Below are 16,951 nucleotides of genomic sequence, written 5' to 3' on the forward strand. Positions count from 1 at the left end.
CCTCTTATCCAGCCGCCGGCCATCCGGACGCGCCTGTAGGTGAAGACAATCGGGATCGGCGAAAATCATCGGTGCGAGACAAAAATTCTCGCTGGCCTTGCGCTTGGGGGCCGGCCTGAGCTCGGAAGCCAGCGGTTACGCAACCAACATCCGCACGCTGCGACGACGGTCTACTCGCTCTCGCCATCCAGCGCCGGCACGGCGACGCCGGCAAGCTCGGCCGCCAAGAGCCGCGCGGCGCCTGCGCGGGCAATCCGCAACATCAGCGCCTTGCGCGTCGCTGCCGCCATGCGGTGCTCGGGCGCATCGCGCAGGATCTCCGCGCCATAGCCGTCTGAAAGGATGAAGCCGCATTCCTCAGGAAAGATGTCCTGGGGAACGCCGGGATGGGTGGCGAAGAAGAAGCGGTCGGAATGCAGCCGATAGTCCGGCCATTTGCGGTCGACCCTGAAATCCTCGATCGAGGATTTGATCTCGATGATCCAGATATCGCCCTGCCTGGTCAGCGCCACGAGATCGGCGCGCCGCCCGGTGGCCAGGGAAAGCTCCGGCAGCACATGCGCGCCCATTTCGGTGAGCAGCCGCTGCACGCCGCGCCGCACCAGCATGGCGCGCTCGGACTGGCGGCCGTCGATCAACGGGTTAAGGGGAATCGGGGAAACGAGTGGCATGGGAGGCACCATGCCAGATTTTGTTCACGGTTTGAACCCCCTGTCAGGTCGGCGATTATGACCACGGAATATGTTCCTCGACAGGGCCGGCCCTACCCGGAATAGGCGTCACATGGTAAGGACCGCTGATGCGTGTCGCGAAGTTTAATTGCATATTGATGGCAATCGCTGCTTGTCTCCCTATCGCTGCAGCGGATCCTTCCGAAATAACGCCCGCACAGTTGGTAGGGGACTACATCAACCTCTCGGTCGAAAATCCCGAACAGGCTAAGGCGCTCCTAGTGCCGGATGCGACCGCTATCATATTCGACTACGGTTTGCCTTTGGCGGAGAATTTCCCAGAGTTCGTTAAACTTCTTCCAGGATCGGGCTGTTCAAAGCCACTCATTCGGACTGAGGGAAAAGCCGCACACGCCACCAACGTTCACACAGATGCTGTCATTGTCAGAGTTGAATGGCAGTGCACCAAGCCAACGGAGTTCGTGCTAGCCTCAAACGTGTTGCGCTTCGTCGTTGCCCAGCAAAAAATAGTAGCGGCAGTATTTGAAGACCCGCCCGGCTATCCGCCCAGGTTGAACAGTGGGAACGTCAATCCAAACGGTCCCTAGCTGCAAGCCTTAGGCGTGAGCCGAGTCTCTGTTTGTAAAGTACGCATCGTCTGAGGGCAGGGGGGTATCTGGTTGACAGGCCGCTGCTCAAATCAGGCGAGCACATGAAAGGCGCATGATGAAACCCAGCAAGTTTATGATGAGAGTCGTTATGGTCGCTATGGAGCTTGCTCTAGTCTGGTTGGTTGCCCAATCCCTTTGGACGGGCCGGATTCCTTTTAAGGATGACGCTGTAGAGCGAGGCCATGACCCATTTACCTACTGGGTCGAGTTGGCCGTGATCGTGTTCGGGATGGTAACCGTGCCGCTCTGGATGATCTACCGGGAACGGCAAGGGCGCTAAGGGATGTTACTTCGACCCCAAACCGCCACCGGCTGAATGGCACCCTTACTGCTAGTCCCCCGCTCGAAATTCATCCGCCAGAAGCCTGGCCAAGTGGTCGCGGCTCAGGCTCAATGTCTCTTTCAGGAACCACAGGAAATTGCTCGGACCGTCGGTCGGCAGGCCGTTTTCTTCGGCCTGGGTGATGACCGCGCGCTGGCGCTCGATCCGCTGTTCGATCTCGCGGATATGCTGCTCGACCCGTTCGATGTCCTCTTGGATGGCCATCCCGGCAATCTCATTGTAGGTGATCGTCAAAATAGCATCAAACCAGGAACGGGTGGAGCGCAAAGCCAAGTAAATGCTTGAGCCGTGGTTCAGAGAAGATTAGCCTTGCTGGTCATGCCTCATGGCGGCAATCTCGCCATGAAAGGAATTTCCCCATGACCCGCGACCAGATGCTCGCCCACCTCCGGTCCGCCGATGCCGTCGCGCGCGAGGCGGCGGCGCATGGGCATCATCCGTTCGGCTGCGTGCTGGTCGGGCCGGACGATCGCATTTTGATGCGGCAGGGCAATCTCGACACGGTGCGCCATGCCGAGACCGAGTTGGCCCGCCGCGCCGCGGCGGCCTATGAGCCGGAGTTCCTCTGGCAATGCACGCTGGTCTCGACCTTCGAACCATGCGCCATGTGCGCCGGCACGATGTATTGGGCGAATATCGGGCGCCTGGTCTACGGGGTCGAGGAAACCAGCCTCCTGGCGCTCACCGGCGATCATGCGGAGAACCCGACCATGAACCTTGCATCGCGCGCCGTGTTCGCGTCCGGCCAGAAAAAGATCGAGGTGTTCGGCCCCTTTCCCGAAATCGCGGACGAGATGCTCGCCCCGCACCGCGATTTCTGGAAGCGCTGACAGGCCTCGGACCTCAGGCCGCGCCCGCCATGTCGTCCAGGATCGGACAGTCCGGCCGGTCGTCGCCGTGGCAGGCGTGGATCAGTGTCTGCAGCGTCGAGCGCATCGACTGCAATTCGCGTACCTTCTCCTCGATCGCCCTGACATGGGCGGCGGCGATCTCGCGCACGTCATGGCTGGCGCGGCCGCGGTCCTGATAGAGCGCCATCAGCTGCCTGCAATCGTCGATTGAGAAGCCGAGATTGCGCGCACGGCGCAGGAAGGCGAGCCGGTGGATATCGTCGCGGGAGTAATCGCGATAGCCGTTCTCGGCCCGCGCCGGGCGGATCAGCCCGATTTCCTCATAGTAGCGAATGGTCTTGGCCGGCAGGCCGGAACGCTCCGCGGCATCACCGACATTCATGGCGCTCTCCTCGCATCGCAGGCGGCTTCCCAAGTCGCCCCGTTGATTTTGCTTGATAATCCTGTAAGGCCTGTTGCGAAAATGCCGCAGTCGGGCACTTACCGGCGCGTAAGGCCTTGCATATAGGCAGTGCGCGCTTGGCAAGCAAAAGAAATGCCAGCATGAATGGTGGCAACAAAGCGGCCGACTCGTGCCGCTGGTATCGAGGCGGGGCGTCGGACCTTTTCATGCGCTTGAAGTCATTTGCAATCCTCGCCGCTCTTGCGCTGTCGACCGCGATCAGCGGGTGCAGCACCATCGGTGGGCAAATGTTCACCAACAACTATGGCGCGATGACCGATGCCGGCTATCAGCTGCCGCGCATCCCGATCGAGAAGGTCCCCGCCAGGTACCACCGCCAGGAAGTGCGGTACGACTCGTCGGAGAAGCCGGGCACCATCATCGTCGATACGCAGAATAAGTTCCTCTATTTCATCGAGGGCGACGGCATGGCGATGCGCTACGGCATCGGCGTCGGCCGCGAGGGTTTTGAATGGCACGGCACAGCCCATATCGCGCTGAAGCGCGAATGGCCGACCTGGACACCGCCCTCGCAGATGATCAAGCGCCAGCCCGAGCTCGCCAAGTTCGCCGGCGGCATGGAGCCGGGCCTGAAAAACCCGCTCGGCGCGCGCGCCATGTATCTCTTCAACAAGGGCGGCGACATGGGCTACCGCCTGCATGGCAGCCCGGAATGGTTCTCGATCGGCAAGGCGATGTCGTCGGGCTGCATCCGGCTGATGAACCAGGACATTATCGATCTTTACGACCGCACGTCGGTCGGCGCCAAGGTCATCGTGATGTGATCACGAAGGCCGAGGCCAAAAGCTTTCGCAAGCGGACCGTCTAGGCAACAACAAGACGTCCAAAAACAGAAAACCGGGCTGTTGGGGCCCGGTTTTTTGTTTTTGCGATCTTGGATCGGAATTCGCTTCGCCGCACAATGCGGCCGGCCAGTGGGTTCTCAGGCGACCTGCTCGACCTGCTGCACTTCCGGAACAAAGTGGCGAAGCAGGTTCTGGATGCCGTGCTTCAGCGTTGCCGTCGATGACGGGCAGCCGGCGCAGGCACCCTTCATGTGCAGGAACACGGTGCCGTTCTCGAAGCCGCGGAAGGTGATGTCGCCGCCGTCCTGGGCGACGGCCGGGCGCACGCGCGTGTCGAGCAGTTCCTTGATGGTCAGCACCAGCTCTTCGTCGGCCTTGTCATAGAACTCGCCGGTCTCGCCGCCTTCGCTCGCCGGAGCGGTCGAGGCCATGACCGGCGCACCGGACATGAAATGCTCCATGATGGCGCCGAGGATCGCCGGCTTCAGGTGCTGCCAGTCCGGACCATCCTTGGTCACGGTGATGAAATCATAGCCGAAGAAGACGCCGGTGACGCCCGGGATCTCGAACAGGCGGCCGGCCAGCGGCGAGGCCTCCGCCGCGGCTTCGGCGTTGCGGAAATCGGCTGTGCCTTCGCGCAGCACTTCCTTGCCCGGCAGGAATTTCAACGTCGCCGGGTTCGGCGTCGATTCGGTCTGGATGAACATGGGTATCTCCAGGCCCTTCCCGGGCCGATAGTTTGGAATAATTCTAAATAGGCTCTATCGGCTGGACATTCAAGCGAAACGCGTCGCTGGAACGGCTGGCTGGCGGAATGTTTTTCGGCTTCTATCACGAATGTCGAGGTGGATCGAGATTCAGGTCAGGCCGCCATTTGCACGCCGGCCTCACCTGAATATCGAAGCACCTCAAGCCAGGCTGTCGATCTCTTCGTCGGACAGGTTCTGCGGCACCACCGTGACGGGGATCGGGAATGCGGCTCCCCGCCCGGCGACCGCGCTGACCAGCGGCCCTGGGCCTTCCTTGCCGGCGCCGGCGGCCAGCACAAGGATGGCGATGTCCTGATCTTCCTCGATCAGTTTGTGGATTTCTTCCGTCGGCTTGCCTTCGCGCACCACCAGCTCCGGCTCGATCCCCGCATGCTGGCGCACCTTGTTGGCGTAGCCGTCGAGCGCGGCGCGGGCTGTCGCTGTGGCTTCCTCGCGCATGATCTTTTCCACGCCCAGCCAGTGCTGGAAGTCGTCCGGCTCGATGACGTAGAGCAGCACCAGCACGCCACTGGTGCTTTGCGCCCGCTTCGAGGCATAGGCGACGGCGCGCTCGCATTCGGGCGTGTCGTCGATGATCGCCAGGAACTTGCGGCGATGGCCGGCTTCGCGGCTGAGGCGTTTGGAGACCATGTCTATCTGCTCGGTATGGTTCGGTCGCAATCTGCCACTGCCACGAACCGGCGGCAAGCCGCCGGTCGGCGCGGCAATGGTCCGAGGAGGTCGCTGGATCAGTCCTGCAGAAGGCCGATAATGTCGCGCACCGTCTTCATCGTGCCCTCGGCGATTGCGCGGGCCCGGTCGCCGCCATCCTTGAGCACGGCGTCGACATAGGCGCGGTCGCCCTCGATGCGGCGCATCTCGGAAGCGATCGGCGCCAGCTTCTCCACGGCAAGATCGGCAAGCGCCGGCTTGAACACGGAAAACTGTTGCCCGCCATACTCCTTCAGCACCTCTTCCTTCGAGATTTCCGCGAGGCCGGCATAGATGCCGACGAGATTTTCCGCCTCGGGCCGGCTTTCCAGCCCGTCGATCTCGCTCGGCAAGGCCTCCGGATCGGTCTTGGCCTTGCGGATCTTCTTCGAGATCGTGTCGGCATCGTCGGTCAGGTTGATGCGCGACAGATCCGACGGGTCCGACTTCGACATCTTCTTCGAGCCATCGCGCAGGCTCATGATGCGCGCCGCCGGGCCGCCGATGACCGGTTCGGTGATCGGGAAATAGCCGTTCACCGTCTCTTCGCCGACCTGCATTTCGACGCCGACGCCAAGTGCGGCGATCTTCTCGGAGAAGTCGTTGTTGAATTTCTGGGCGATGTCGCGGGTCAGCTCCAGATGCTGCTTTTGGTCCTCGCCCACCGGCACATGGGTTGCGCGGTAGAGCAGGATGTCGGCGGCCATCAGGCTCGGATAGGCGAGCAGGCCGAGCGAGGCGTTCTCGCGGTCCTTGCCGGCCTTGTCCTTGAACTGGGTCATCCGGTACATCCAGCCGATGCGGGCCACACAGTTGAGGATCCAGGCGAGCTCGGCGTGCTGCATCACCCGCGACTGGTTGAAGACGATGTGCTTCTTGGGGTCGATGCCGGAGGCCAGGAACGCCGCGGTGATCGAGCGCGTCTGGTCGCCCAGGTCCTGATGCACGAGCTGCGCCGTCAGCGAGTGCAGGTCTACGACGCAATAGATGCAGTCGGACTGTTCCTGGAGGGCGACGAATTTCTTGATGGCGCCGAGATAGTTGCCGAGATGCAGGTTGCCGGTCGGCTGGACGCCCGAAAAGACGAGTGGCTTGAAGGCGGACATGAATTCCTCATGGCTTGTGGAGGGCCGTCTAAGCATGATTCCAAAAAGTTGCAGACTTTTTGGAGCCAATCATGCGGCTGGAAACCGCGCGCGGCGAAAGTCTTGCGACGGCGCGCTTATGGACGAAGCCCGTTGCGGGATCAAGAGGCCCGGACGAGCTGGCATGGGGCATCGGTACGTTGACATTTGCCGTGCATAGGCTACATATTTCTAACTACATAAAGGAATGTAGCCATGACCATCAACATCAACAATAAGGAAGCCGACAGGTTGACGCGCGCTTTCGCCAAAGCTGAAGGAGTCGGCATCACCGAGGCAATCGTGATCGCCATGCGCGAAGCCTTGGAGCGGCGCCGCAATCGCGAGACGCCGCTGGAAACGGCGGCACGACTGCGAGCCGAGTTTGGAATCAAGCTTAGCGAACAAGCGCGCAAACCGCTGCCGCAGTCCGTTTATGATGAACTTTCCGGCGACGACTGATGTTTGTCGACGCCGCAGCCATCGTCGCGATCCTAAGCAACGAGACGGAAGCCGAGCGATGCGCGCAGGCCGTCATGAAGGCATCGGCACCGTTCACGTCGGCGATAGCCGTTTGGGAGGCAGCGATGGCGCTCGCGCGACCAGAAAAGCTGGCGATTCCGGTCGCCAGAAGCGCGGAGATTGTAGACCGCTTTCTGGAAGAGCGGGCAATTGCCTTGCACGAGCTTCCGCCTGCATCCGAGGCAACATCCCTATCCGTCGAGGCCGCTGCGCGGTTTCGCAACAATGCTATCCGCCTAAATATGGCGGACTGCTTCCACTACGCTTGCGCCCGATACTACGCCGTTCCGATACTTTCTACGGCCAACGAATTCCGACTCACGGATCTGGAGACTGTTCCCTGACGGGCGGTAGCGCCTTGGGTGAACGACGCTTCACATTCCGCCGGAGCATCCCGAAATCGGCGCCGCCGGTGCCGAAGGCGGCGATGAAATAGAGCGCGGCGCCCCCGGCGACCAGCCCAAGCACCGTCGTCGCCTTTACCACGAGCGGCGAGCCAGGCCCAATCTGCGCGGCAAAGTGGCGCTCCGCGAAGTAAAGCGCCACGGCCATGATTACGGCGGAAAGCACCAGCCGGGGAATGCGTCGCAAGAGCGGCACGTCGCGGCCCCAATGGCCGCGCCTGATCAGCATAGCGAGCAGCATCAGCGCGTTGACCCATCCGGCCACTGCCGAAGCGACCGCAATGCCAGGCGCGCCCATCGACGGGAACAGGCTCAGCGCCGTGGCGACATTCACGACGACCGAGATGGCGGCAAAGATCATCGGCGTGCGCGTGTCCTCGCGGGCGAAATAGCCGGGCGTGAACGCCTTGATCAAAACGAAGGCGGGCAGGCCGAGGCCGAAGATCGCCAGAATCGAGGCGACGATCGGCGTCGAGTGGTTGGCGGCGAAGGCGCCGCGCTCATAGACCAGCCGCACGATCGGCTCAGACATCACCCAGAGCGCCGCGGCGGCGGGCAGCGTCATGAACAAGGTGAATTCGACCGAGCGGTTCTGCAAATTGGCCGCCTCGACCAGGTTGCCCGATTTCAGCGCCCGCGACAGTTCCGGCAACAGCACGATGGCGACGGCCACGCCTACGACGCCGAGCGGCAGCTGATAGATTCGGTCGGCATAGGCGAGCGACGACACTGCGCTGTTCTGCGCCGAAGCGATCGCCGTGCCGATCAGCTGGTTGATCTGCGTGATGCCGCCGGTGATCGCCGCCGGCAGCGCCAGGATCAGCAGCCGCTTGACGTTGGGCGTCATCTTCGGCCGGCGGAAGCCGATCGAGATGCCGGCATTACGCACCGCGATCCAGACGATGGCGAGTTGCACGATGCCTGCAGCCAGCACGCCCCAGGACAGGCCGAAACCGACATCATGCGCGTCCAGCCCGTGATACCAGGCATAGGCGAGCACTCCGATCAGGATGATGTTGAGGAAGGCGGGCGCGATCGCCGCCGCGAAATAGCGGCGCAGCGAGTTCAGCATCCCGGCCATCATGGCGCCGAGCGACATGCAGATGAGATACGGGAACATGATTATCGCAAGCCGGACAGTCGTCTCGAACTTGCCTGGAATGTCGGCAAAGCCCGGCGCCACCAGGTAGCGCACGATCAGCGGCATCGCCAGTTCCATCGCGATGGTCAGCGCCAGAAGCGCGGAGAACAGCACGCCGAACACTTCCTCCGAGAAGCGCTTGGCGCCGTCGGTGCCATGCTGCTCGATCTCCTTGGCGAACAGCGGCACGAAAGCGGCGTTGAAGGCGCCCTCGGCGAACAGCCGGCGGAAGGTGTTGGGAAACTGGAAGGCGGCGTTGAAGGCGTCCGCGACCGGTCCGGTGCCGAGCGCTGCCGCCATCAGCATCTCGCGGCCGAAGCCCAGTCCACGGCTCATCAGCGTGCCGGAGGCGACGGTGGCGAATTTCTTGACTAGGCTCATGCTGGGAACGACTGCCAGAAAAATTGCGTCAAATGGATGTCACTCGGCCGCCGCCTTGACCTTGCCGTTGCGTTCGGACGAATTGCCTTCAAGCGTATCGATCAGCCGCTTGTGGATGGTGGCGGTGCGCGTCGGGCTGTCGATCTTCTGTCCGGTCAGGTCGGTAACGTAGAACGTGTCGATGACCTTCTCGCCGAACGTCGTGATATGCGCCGAGGCGATGTCGAGCGAAAGGTCGGAGAGCGTCCCGGTGATCTCGGACAGCAGGCCCGGCCGGTCCAGTCCCTCGACCTCGATCACCGAAAAACGGTTCGACAGCGTGTTGCGGATCTCGGCGCGCGGCGGAATCCGGAACGCCTTGGCGCCGCGCTTCGGTTTGGTGCGCTTCTCGATCATCTCGGGCAGCCAGCTCTTGCCCGAAAGCACGTCCTCGATCAGCCGGCCGACGCGCTCGGCGCGGCGGCGCTCGTCCTCGTCGCGGTCGAACTCCCTGGAGATCAGTATGGAATCCAGCGCGCGGCCGTCCGAGGTGGTGAAGATCTGCGCGTCGACGATGTTGCCGCCGGCCGCGGCACATGCCCCGGCAATGATCGAAAGCAGGCGCGGATGGTCCGGCGCCAGCACGGTGATCTCCGTCACCGCCTCGAACTCATGCGTCTTGACCATGGTGGCAAGCTTCTTGCCGGCCGCATCCGCCTCGCGGATGAATTCGGCATGGCGAAGCTGGTCGGCCAGATCAACCGCCAGAAGGTAATTCTCGTAGTGCTGCGCGACATAGCGCTTGCGCTCCTTCGCGGGCCAGGCAGACAGCGCCTCGGCCAGCCGCTCGCGCGCCGCGGCCGTGCGCTCGGCGCGCGAGACTTCCGAAAAGCCGCCCGTCAGGAGCAGTTCGGTTTCGTAATAGAGCGTGCGCAGCAACTGCCCCTTCCAGCCGTTCCACACGCCCGGCCCGACGCCCCTGATGTCGCAGACGGTGAGGATCAAAAGCAGCTTCAGCCGCTCGGCCGATTGCACAATCGAGGCGAAATCCTCGATCGTCTTGCGGTCGTTGAGGTCGCGCGTCTGCGCCGTCATCGACATCACAAGATGGTTCTCGACAAGCCAGGCGACGGTCTCGGTGTCGGCGGCCGACAGCCCCATATGCGGGCAGATGCGCCGCGCGATCCTGGCGCCGGCTTCCGAATGGTCTTCGGGCCGGCCCTTGGCGATGTCGTGCAGCAGCACCGCGACATAGAGCGCCTCACGGCTCTTTCTCAGGCCAGGCATCAGCGTGTGCGACAGCGGATGCACCTTCGCGCCGTCGCCGCGCTCGATCTCGGCCAGCACGCCGATGCAGCGGATCAGATGTTCGTCCACCGTATAGTGGTGGTACATCGAGAACTGCATCATGGCGACGATCTTGCCGAAGTCCGGGATCAGTCTGCCGAGCAGCCCCGCCTCGTTCATGCGCCTGAGATTGAGCTCGGCATTGCGGTCCGATGTCAGGATGTCGAGGAACAGCCGGTTGGCCTCCTCGTCGCGCCGGAGCGACTTGTTGACGAGCCCGAGCGAGCGGGTGAGCAGCTTCAGCGCATCGGGGTGGAACTCCAGCCCGTGCTTGTCGGCGAACCAGAACAGCCTGAGCAGATTGACCGGATCGCGCTCGAAGACGCTGTCGTCGGCGATGTTGATGCGGTGATTGTCGACGATGAAGTCGGAGGTGCCGGCAAGCTTGCGCTTGCGCCGCTGGAAGGTGAGGAAGATGCGGTTGAAGCCCGGCACGTGCTTGGCCTGCTCTTCCTCGAGCGCCGCGCAGAAGATGCGGGTGAGGTCGCCGACATCCTTGGCGACGAGGAAATAGTGCTTCATGAAGCGCTCGACCGCCGACAGGCCGGGATGCGTCGTGTAGCCCAGCCGCTCGGCGATCTCGCGCTGGATGTCGAAATGCAGCCGCTCTTCCGCCTTGCCGGTAAGGAAATGCATGTGGCAGCGCACCGCCCAGAGAAAATCCTCGGCCTTCTGGAATTCGCGATATTCGGCCTCGGTGAAGACGCCCTTCTCGACCAGTTCCTCGCCGGTGCGCACGCGGTAGAAATATTTGCCGATCCAGAACAGCGTCTGCAGGTCGCGCAGGCCGCCCTTGCCGTCCTTGACATTAGGCTCGACCAGATAGCGGCTTTCGCCGGCCTTGGCGTGGCGCTCGTCGCGCTCGGCGAGCTTGGCCTGCACATATTCCGGCCCGGTCGTGCGCACCACTTCGTGATCGAAACGGGTGAGCAGTTCTTCATAGAGCTTCTGCTCGCCCCACAGGAAGCGTGCCTCGAGGATCGACGTGCGGATGGTGATGTCGCCGCGCGACAGCCTGAGGCACTCGTCGATGTTGCGGGTGGCGTGGCCGACCTTCAGCCCCATGTCCCACAGCATGTAGAGCATGTATTCGACAATCTGCTCGCCCCATGGGGTCTGCTTGTAGGGCAGCAGGAAAAGCAGGTCGATGTCGGAACCCGGCGCCAGCGTGCCGCGGCCGTAGCCGCCGACGGCAACGATCGCCATGCGCTCGGCCGCGGACCGGTTCTTGACCCGGTAGACATGGGTGGCGGTGAAATCATAGAGCGCCCGGATCAGTTCATCCATCAGATGCGACAGCCGCTCGGCGCAGGCATTGCCGCCGCCGTCCTGCTTGAGCATGGTCTCGGCGATCTTTCGCCCTTCGGCCATCCTGGGCTTGAGCAGTTGGAGGACGGCCGTGCGGACAGCCGGTCCTGAACCGTCGCCGGCGCTCGCCGCCGTCAACGCGGTCAAGTCGCGGCGCAGCGCATCGCCATCGATGATTTCGTCGAGTTTCAGGGAGATCTTTGCCATTCCGCGGCGTCTATAGCCTGTTTTCGCGGCGCTGTGTATGGGGCAGGCCGCCGCGATTGCCATCGCGCAGAAGCGTAATCCGCAATCGCCCGGCCGACTTTCGCAAAAGTCGAAACCGGCTCTTGACCTTCCAGTTACTGGAAGGACTACCTCCGCCTCAATTCGAGAATTCCGAGGTATTGCTGATGACCCATTCCGACCACCACCACCATCATGCGCATGGCGGCGGCTGCTGCTCTGCGAAGAATGTCGCGCCCGACACCGAAGCGGTGATTCGCGACCCTGTCTGCGGCATGACGGTCGATCCGGCGGCCGGCAAGCCGACGGCCGAGCATGGCGGCCGCACCTTTCATTTCTGCAGCGAGCGCTGCCGCACGAAATTCCAGGCCGAGCCCGAGGGCTATTTGACGGCCACGGACCCCGTCTGCGGCATGAGCGTCGACCGCGCGAGCGCGAAGCACTTCGTTCGCCATGAAGGGCAGGGCTTCTATTTCTGCTCCCCCGGTTGCAAGGCCAAATTCGAGGCGGAGCCGGCAAAATACCTCGCTGGCCGGCCCGAGCCGCAGCCGATGCCCAAGGGCACGCAATACACCTGCCCGATGCATCCCGAGATCATCCGCGACAAGCCCGGCTCCTGTCCGATCTGCGGCATGGCGCTGGAACCGATAGGTGTGCCGACAGGCGAGGAAGGCCCGAATCCCGAGCTCGTCGATTTCACCCGCCGGTTCTGGGTCAGCGCGGTGCTCTCCGTACCGCTCCTGATCATTGCCATGGCGCCGATGCTGGGCTTCAGCTTTGAAACCCTCATCGACGGCCGCACCAAGACCTGGATAGAGCTGGCGCTGGCGAGCCCGGTGGTGCTGTGGGCGGCGTTTCCGTTCTTCCATCGCGGCTGGGAATCGATCCTCAACCGTAGCCCGAATATGTGGACGCTGATCTCGCTGGGCGTCGGGGCCGCCTACCTCTACAGCGTGATCGCCGCCCTGTTCCCGGGCGTCTTTCCGCATCAGTTCCGCGGTCATGACGGCGCCGTCCCGGTCTATTTCGAGGCCGCCGCCGTCATCGTCGCGCTGGTCTTTCTCGGACAGGTGCTGGAACTCAAGGCCCGCGAGCGCACCGGCTCGGCCATCCGCGCCCTGCTCGACCTTGCTCCGAAGACAGCGCGGCTGATCGGCGCCGACGGCTCCGAGAAGGACGTGCCGCTCGACAGCGTCAAGTCCGGCGACCGCTTGCGCATCCGTCCCGGCGATGCCGTGCCGGTCGACGGCATCGTGCTCGAGGGTCGGTCGGCGATCGATGAATCGATGATCACGGGCGAACCGCTGCCGGTCGAGAAGACGGAAGGCGACATGCTCACCGGCGGCACGCTGAACAAGAACGGCTCGCTGGTCATGCGCGCCGAGAAGGTCGGCGCCGAGACCACGCTGTCTCGCATTGTCGAGCTGGTCGCCAAGGCGCAGCGCTCGCGGGCGCCGATCCAGGGTCTCGCCGACCGCGTGTCTTTCTATTTCGTCCCGGCCGTCGTGCTGGTGGCGGTCCTGGCCTTCATCGCCTGGTCGATCCTCGGCCCCGAGCCGAGCCTGATCTTCGCCATCGTCTCGGCGGTGTCGGTGCTGATCATCGCCTGTCCCTGCGCGCTTGGCCTCGCCACCCCGATGTCGATCATGACAGCGACCGGGCGCGGCGCGCATGCCGGCGTGCTGATCAAGGAAGCCGCGGCGCTGGAGCGCTTTGCCGCCGTCGACACGCTGATCGTCGACAAGACCGGCACGCTGACAGAGGGCAAGCCGCGGCTTACCGATGTCGTTGCCGCCGACGGCATCGACGAGAACGAGCTGCTGGGACTCGCGGCTGGGCTAGAAAAGGGCTCCGAGCATCCGCTGGCCGAGGCGATCGTCGAGGGCGCCGCCGCGCGCGGCCTGAAGCTGGCCGACGCGGTCGATTTCGAAGCCATCACCGGCAAGGGCGTTTCGGGCACGGTTTCGGGCAGGAAGGTCGCGCTCGGCAATGCGGCCATGATGACTGATCTCGGCGTCGAAACGCCGGGGGCCGATGCCGAGGCGCTGCAGGCCGACGGCAAGACGGCCATGTTCGTGGCCGTCGGCGGCAGGTTCGCCGGCATCGTCGCTGTCGCCGATCCGGTAAAGACTACGACGGCCGAGGCGATCAAGGCGCTGCACGACAAGGGGCTGCGCATCATCATGGCGACAGGCGACAACGAGCGCACGGCACGAGCGATCGCCCGCAGGCTCGGCATCGACGAGGTCCGCGCCGGGTTGCTGCCGGATGAGAAGGGCGCGCTGGTCGAGGAACTGCGTGCCAAGGGCGCCGGCGTCGCCATGGCCGGCGACGGTGTCAACGACGCGCCGGCGCTGGCCGGGGCCGATGTCGGCATCGCCATGGGCACCGGCGCCGATGTCGCGGTCGAAAGCGCCGGCATCACGCTGGTCAAGGGCGACCTCAATGGCATCGTCAGGGCACGCACGCTCGCCCAGGCGACGATCCGCAACATCCGCCAGAACCTGTTCTTTGCCTTTCTCTACAACGTGCTCGGCGTGCCGGTCGCGGCCGGCGTGCTTTATCCGCTCACCGGCACGCTGCTGTCGCCGATGCTGGCGGCGGCGGCGATGAGCCTGTCATCGGTCTCCGTGATCGGCAACGCGCTGCGGCTGAGAACGTTGAAACTCTGAGCAAATCCCCCAGATACGAAATCCAACAGAAGGAGACTTGAATGAGCCTGGCCAAGAAAATCGTGCTGCTTTTGATGGCGGCCGGAATGCTGCTCGCCGTGTTCCTCGAAAGCGTGCCGGCCTCGTCGGAGGAGATGAAGCACGACATGTCCAAGATGGCGATGGGCGCCCAGAGCCCGGCCACCGTCGGCTACGAGAAGGCGATGAAGAAGATGCACAAGGACATGACGATCAAATACACCGGCAATGCCGATGTCGATTTCGTCCGCGGCATGATCCCGCATCATCAGGGCGCCATCGACATGGCCAAGGTGGTGATCGCCAACGGCAAGGACCCGGAGATACGCAAGCTCGCTGAAGGCGTCGTCACGGCACAGGAGGCCGAGATCAAGCAGATGCAGGACTGGCTCGCTAAGCATTCGGCGAAATAGTCACTGCGGGAAATCCGGGCGGCCAGCCGGCGTCGGTCTGGATTTCCAGCCGTGGCTGTGCTGCGATCCAGCCTTACGCGGAGAAGGCCATGCCCTCGTTGATCAGAACCTTGAAGCTGCCGTCGGGCGAAATCGTCCCGGTGCTGGGCCAAGGCACCTGGAAGATGGGTGAGGATCGACGGCGCCACGCCGATGAGGTCGCGGCGCTGAAGCTTGGACTGGACCTCGGCATGACGCTGATCGACACGGCCGAAATGTATGCCGATGGGGGCGCCGAGGAGGTGGTGGCGCAAGCCATCGCCGGGCGCCGCGACGAGACCTTCCTGGTCTCCAAGGTGCTGCCCTCCAACGCCTCGCGAGCCGGCGTGAAGCGCGCCTGCGAGAGCAGCCTGAACCGCCTCGCCACCGACCGCATCGATCTCTATCTGCTGCATTGGCCGGGCAGCGTGCCGCTTTCCGAAACCGTGGAAGCGTTCGAGGCGCTAAAAACGGAAGGCAAGATCCGCCACTGGGGCGTCAGCAATTTCGACACGGACGAGATGGAGAATCTAGTCAGCCTGCCGTCCGGCGGCAATGTCCAGACTAACCAGGTGCTTTACAACCTGTCGCGGCGCGGGCTCGAATTCGACCTTGCGCCGTGGAGCCGGCAGCGCCGCATACCGCTGATGGCCTATTCGCCGGTGGAGCAGGGCGCGCTGGCCCGCAATGCGCGGCTAGAGGCGGTCGCCGCCCGCCACAACGCAACGGCCGCGCAGATCGCGCTTGCCTGGATAATGATGCAGGACGGCGTCATCGCGATCCCGAAGGCCGGCCGCCAGGAGCATGTGCGCCAGAACGCCGCCGCGCTCGACATCGCTCTGACGGCGGAAGACCTTGCCGAGCTCGATCGCGCCTTCCCGCCGCCGACGCGCAAGCGCGGCCTGGAGATGATTTAGTGGCACTGCCACAGGGATGTTGATCGGCCGGCTCTGTTGTATGGCAGGCAGCATGCGCTGAAGATTGGCCGAAACGCCCATCGCGGTCGTCATTCCAGGGCGGAGCAGCCGCGAAGCGGCGTCGCGGAGACCCTGGAATCCATTCCGTGACCTGGGCCGTGGGATGCGGCGAAGCAGAATTCTGCACCCTTGCTACGCCTCGAGGTCACGGAATGGATTCTATGGTCTGCGCGGCGTCGCTTCGCTCCTTGCTCCGCCATAGAATGACGAGGTTGCGGCGGCTTCAACCAATCCCTGGCGTTTGCGATGATTTCACGGAAATGAACGGAAAATCTAGCACCAAGACAAACGGCAACCTTTCAAAATCCCTGTCGAGGGAATAACCGAAAACCTCGCGTCGGGATGCGCGGTTGAAAGAGAGCAAGTGTTGGAACGAATTTCAGCCGGACCTCATTACGCGACCTATAAAATCGGCGACTTGACGGTCACCTCGCTGCGCGACGGTTATGTCGACATGCCCGTCCGGCGACTGCGCCAGCCGGGAGACAAGCCTTTCGGCGACGATCTGCCGCCGCAGGTGCCGCTCTTCGACGGCGCGCTCCGATTGTCGGTCAATGCCTTTGCCATCGATGACGGCGAAGACATCACGCTGATCGATACCGGATCCTCGAACGCCTGGCACCCGACGATGGGCTTTCTGCCGCAGGCGCTGAGCGAAGCGAAGATCGCCATCGATCGGATACGCACGGTCGCCTTTACCCACACCCATCTCGACCATATCCAAGGGCTCATCCTTCCGGATGGCGGGGACGGTTTCCCGCGGCTCTCCCGCTTGCTTGTCCCTCGAGCCGAGCTCGACATGTTTCGGTCGGTAGCGAGGTTGAGCCGCTTCCATGATCGAGCGCAGCCCTTGGACCCGGGCCAGCTGAATGCGAATATCGAGGCAATCGCCGCCTCGGGTCATGAAATCGGCCATACCTGCTTTCGCGTCACGAGCGGCGGCGAAATATTGTTGGTCTGGGGCGACCTCGTGCATGCTCCGTCGCTTCAGTTCGATCGGCCGGAGGTCGCGTGGGAGTTCGACGCGGATCAGGAACAGGCGCGGACAATCCGGCTGCAGATATTGGCCCTTGCCACCGACAACGGCTGGTGCGTTGCAGGAGCGCATCTCGATTCACCGGGCGTGGGCCGGATTTCCCGAACCGAGACGGGCTACCGCTTCGAACCTCTGTAGGACT

Annotated in this window: 17 protein-coding genes; 9 read left to right on the forward strand and 8 right to left on the reverse strand. The window is 63.3% G+C overall.

Annotation, left to right across the window (positions count from 1 at the left end; translation table 11 throughout):
* Positions 1–170: 170 nt before the first annotated feature.
* On the reverse strand, positions 171–671 hold the full coding sequence (locus tag LB552_RS05445) for an MmcB family DNA repair protein (RefSeq protein ID WP_181164855.1): 501 nt from the start codon (positions 669–671) through the stop codon (positions 171–173).
* A 128-nt stretch (positions 672–799) separates the two neighbouring features.
* Here LB552_RS05445 and LB552_RS05450 point away from each other — a divergent pair, with 128 nt between their 5' ends.
* Positions 800–1,279: a hypothetical protein gene (locus tag LB552_RS05450; protein ID WP_224602531.1), complete on the forward strand. Its 480-nt coding sequence runs from the start codon at positions 800–802 to the stop codon at positions 1,277–1,279.
* A 394-nt stretch (positions 1,280–1,673) separates the two neighbouring features.
* Here LB552_RS05450 and LB552_RS05455 read toward each other — a convergent pair whose 3' ends face one another.
* On the reverse strand, positions 1,674–1,919 hold the full coding sequence (locus LB552_RS05455) for a hypothetical protein (RefSeq protein ID WP_224602533.1): 246 nt from the start codon (positions 1,917–1,919) through the stop codon (positions 1,674–1,676).
* Positions 1,920–2,044: 125 nt separating this feature from the next.
* Here LB552_RS05455 and LB552_RS05460 point away from each other — a divergent pair, with 125 nt between their 5' ends.
* Positions 2,045–2,515 (forward strand): nucleoside deaminase, encoded by a 471-nt coding sequence (locus LB552_RS05460; RefSeq protein WP_140846505.1) that lies wholly within the window; start codon positions 2,045–2,047, stop codon positions 2,513–2,515.
* A 13-nt stretch (positions 2,516–2,528) separates the two neighbouring features.
* Here the strand turns inward: LB552_RS05460 and cueR are convergent, their stop codons facing one another.
* Entirely contained in the window at positions 2,529–2,918 is a 390-nt protein-coding gene (gene cueR / locus LB552_RS05465; protein WP_095766116.1) for a Cu(I)-responsive transcriptional regulator, read from the reverse strand.
* Positions 2,919–3,145: 227 nt separating this feature from the next.
* On the opposite strand from cueR, the gene LB552_RS05470 reads away from it, so the two are divergent.
* The gene (locus LB552_RS05470) at positions 3,146–3,763 is read left to right on the forward strand and encodes a L,D-transpeptidase (RefSeq protein ID WP_140802045.1); all 618 of its coding nucleotides are present in this window, start codon (positions 3,146–3,148) and stop codon (positions 3,761–3,763) included.
* A 158-nt stretch (positions 3,764–3,921) separates the two neighbouring features.
* Here LB552_RS05470 and LB552_RS05475 read toward each other — a convergent pair whose 3' ends face one another.
* From LB552_RS05475 to trpS, 3 genes are all read right to left on the reverse strand, one after another.
* Complete coding sequence (locus LB552_RS05475) at positions 3,922–4,491, reverse strand: NifU family protein (RefSeq protein ID WP_224602535.1); 570 nt, start codon at positions 4,489–4,491, stop codon at positions 3,922–3,924.
* Positions 4,492–4,692: 201 nt separating this feature from the next.
* A complete protein-coding gene (locus LB552_RS05480; protein WP_095766113.1) occupies positions 4,693–5,184 on the reverse strand; it encodes a universal stress protein in 492 nt (163 codons plus the stop codon).
* Positions 5,185–5,282: 98 nt separating this feature from the next.
* A complete protein-coding gene (trpS, locus tag LB552_RS05485) occupies positions 5,283–6,350 on the reverse strand; it encodes a tryptophan--tRNA ligase (protein WP_140846520.1) in 1,068 nt (355 codons plus the stop codon).
* 234 nt (positions 6,351–6,584) lie between these two features.
* On the opposite strand from trpS, the gene LB552_RS05490 reads away from it, so the two are divergent.
* A complete protein-coding gene (locus LB552_RS05490; protein ID WP_095766111.1) occupies positions 6,585–6,830 on the forward strand; it encodes a type II toxin-antitoxin system VapB family antitoxin in 246 nt (81 codons plus the stop codon).
* Positions 6,830–7,234 carry a type II toxin-antitoxin system VapC family toxin gene (locus LB552_RS05495; RefSeq protein ID WP_095766110.1) on the forward strand — a complete coding sequence of 135 codons (405 nt, stop codon included), beginning with the start codon at positions 6,830–6,832 and terminating at the stop codon, positions 7,232–7,234. The genes LB552_RS05490 and LB552_RS05495 overlap by 1 nt, the downstream gene beginning before the upstream one ends.
* Here LB552_RS05495 and murJ read toward each other — a convergent pair.
* Positions 7,209–8,816: a murein biosynthesis integral membrane protein MurJ gene (gene murJ / locus LB552_RS05500; protein ID WP_224602546.1), complete on the reverse strand. Its 1,608-nt coding sequence runs from the start codon at positions 8,814–8,816 to the stop codon at positions 7,209–7,211. The two genes, LB552_RS05495 and murJ, sit on opposite strands and share 26 nt — an antisense overlap.
* Positions 8,817–8,855: 39 nt before the next feature.
* Positions 8,856–11,657 (reverse strand): [protein-PII] uridylyltransferase, encoded by a 2,802-nt coding sequence (locus tag LB552_RS05505; RefSeq protein WP_224602548.1) that lies wholly within the window; start codon positions 11,655–11,657, stop codon positions 8,856–8,858.
* 185 nt (positions 11,658–11,842) lie between these two features.
* On the opposite strand from LB552_RS05505, the gene LB552_RS05510 reads away from it, so the two are divergent.
* From LB552_RS05510 to LB552_RS05525, 4 genes are all read left to right on the forward strand, one after another.
* Positions 11,843–14,347: a heavy metal translocating P-type ATPase gene (locus LB552_RS05510; RefSeq protein ID WP_224602550.1), complete on the forward strand. Its 2,505-nt coding sequence runs from the start codon at positions 11,843–11,845 to the stop codon at positions 14,345–14,347.
* A gap of 41 nt (positions 14,348–14,388) precedes the next feature.
* Positions 14,389–14,778 carry a DUF305 domain-containing protein gene (locus LB552_RS05515; protein ID WP_224602560.1) on the forward strand — a complete coding sequence of 130 codons (390 nt, stop codon included), beginning with the start codon at positions 14,389–14,391 and terminating at the stop codon, positions 14,776–14,778.
* Between the two features lie 89 nt (positions 14,779–14,867).
* Entirely contained in the window at positions 14,868–15,713 is an 846-nt protein-coding gene (locus LB552_RS05520) for an aldo/keto reductase (RefSeq protein ID WP_224602562.1), read from the forward strand.
* Between the two features lie 424 nt (positions 15,714–16,137).
* Positions 16,138–16,947, forward strand: coding sequence for an MBL fold metallo-hydrolase (locus tag LB552_RS05525; RefSeq protein WP_224602563.1), 810 nt, complete (start codon positions 16,138–16,140; stop codon positions 16,945–16,947).
* The last annotated feature ends 4 nt before the right edge of the window (positions 16,948–16,951 follow it).

Source organism: Mesorhizobium sp. CA7 (assembly GCF_020165015.1).
Classification (GTDB): Bacteria; Pseudomonadota; Alphaproteobacteria; order Rhizobiales; family Rhizobiaceae; genus Mesorhizobium.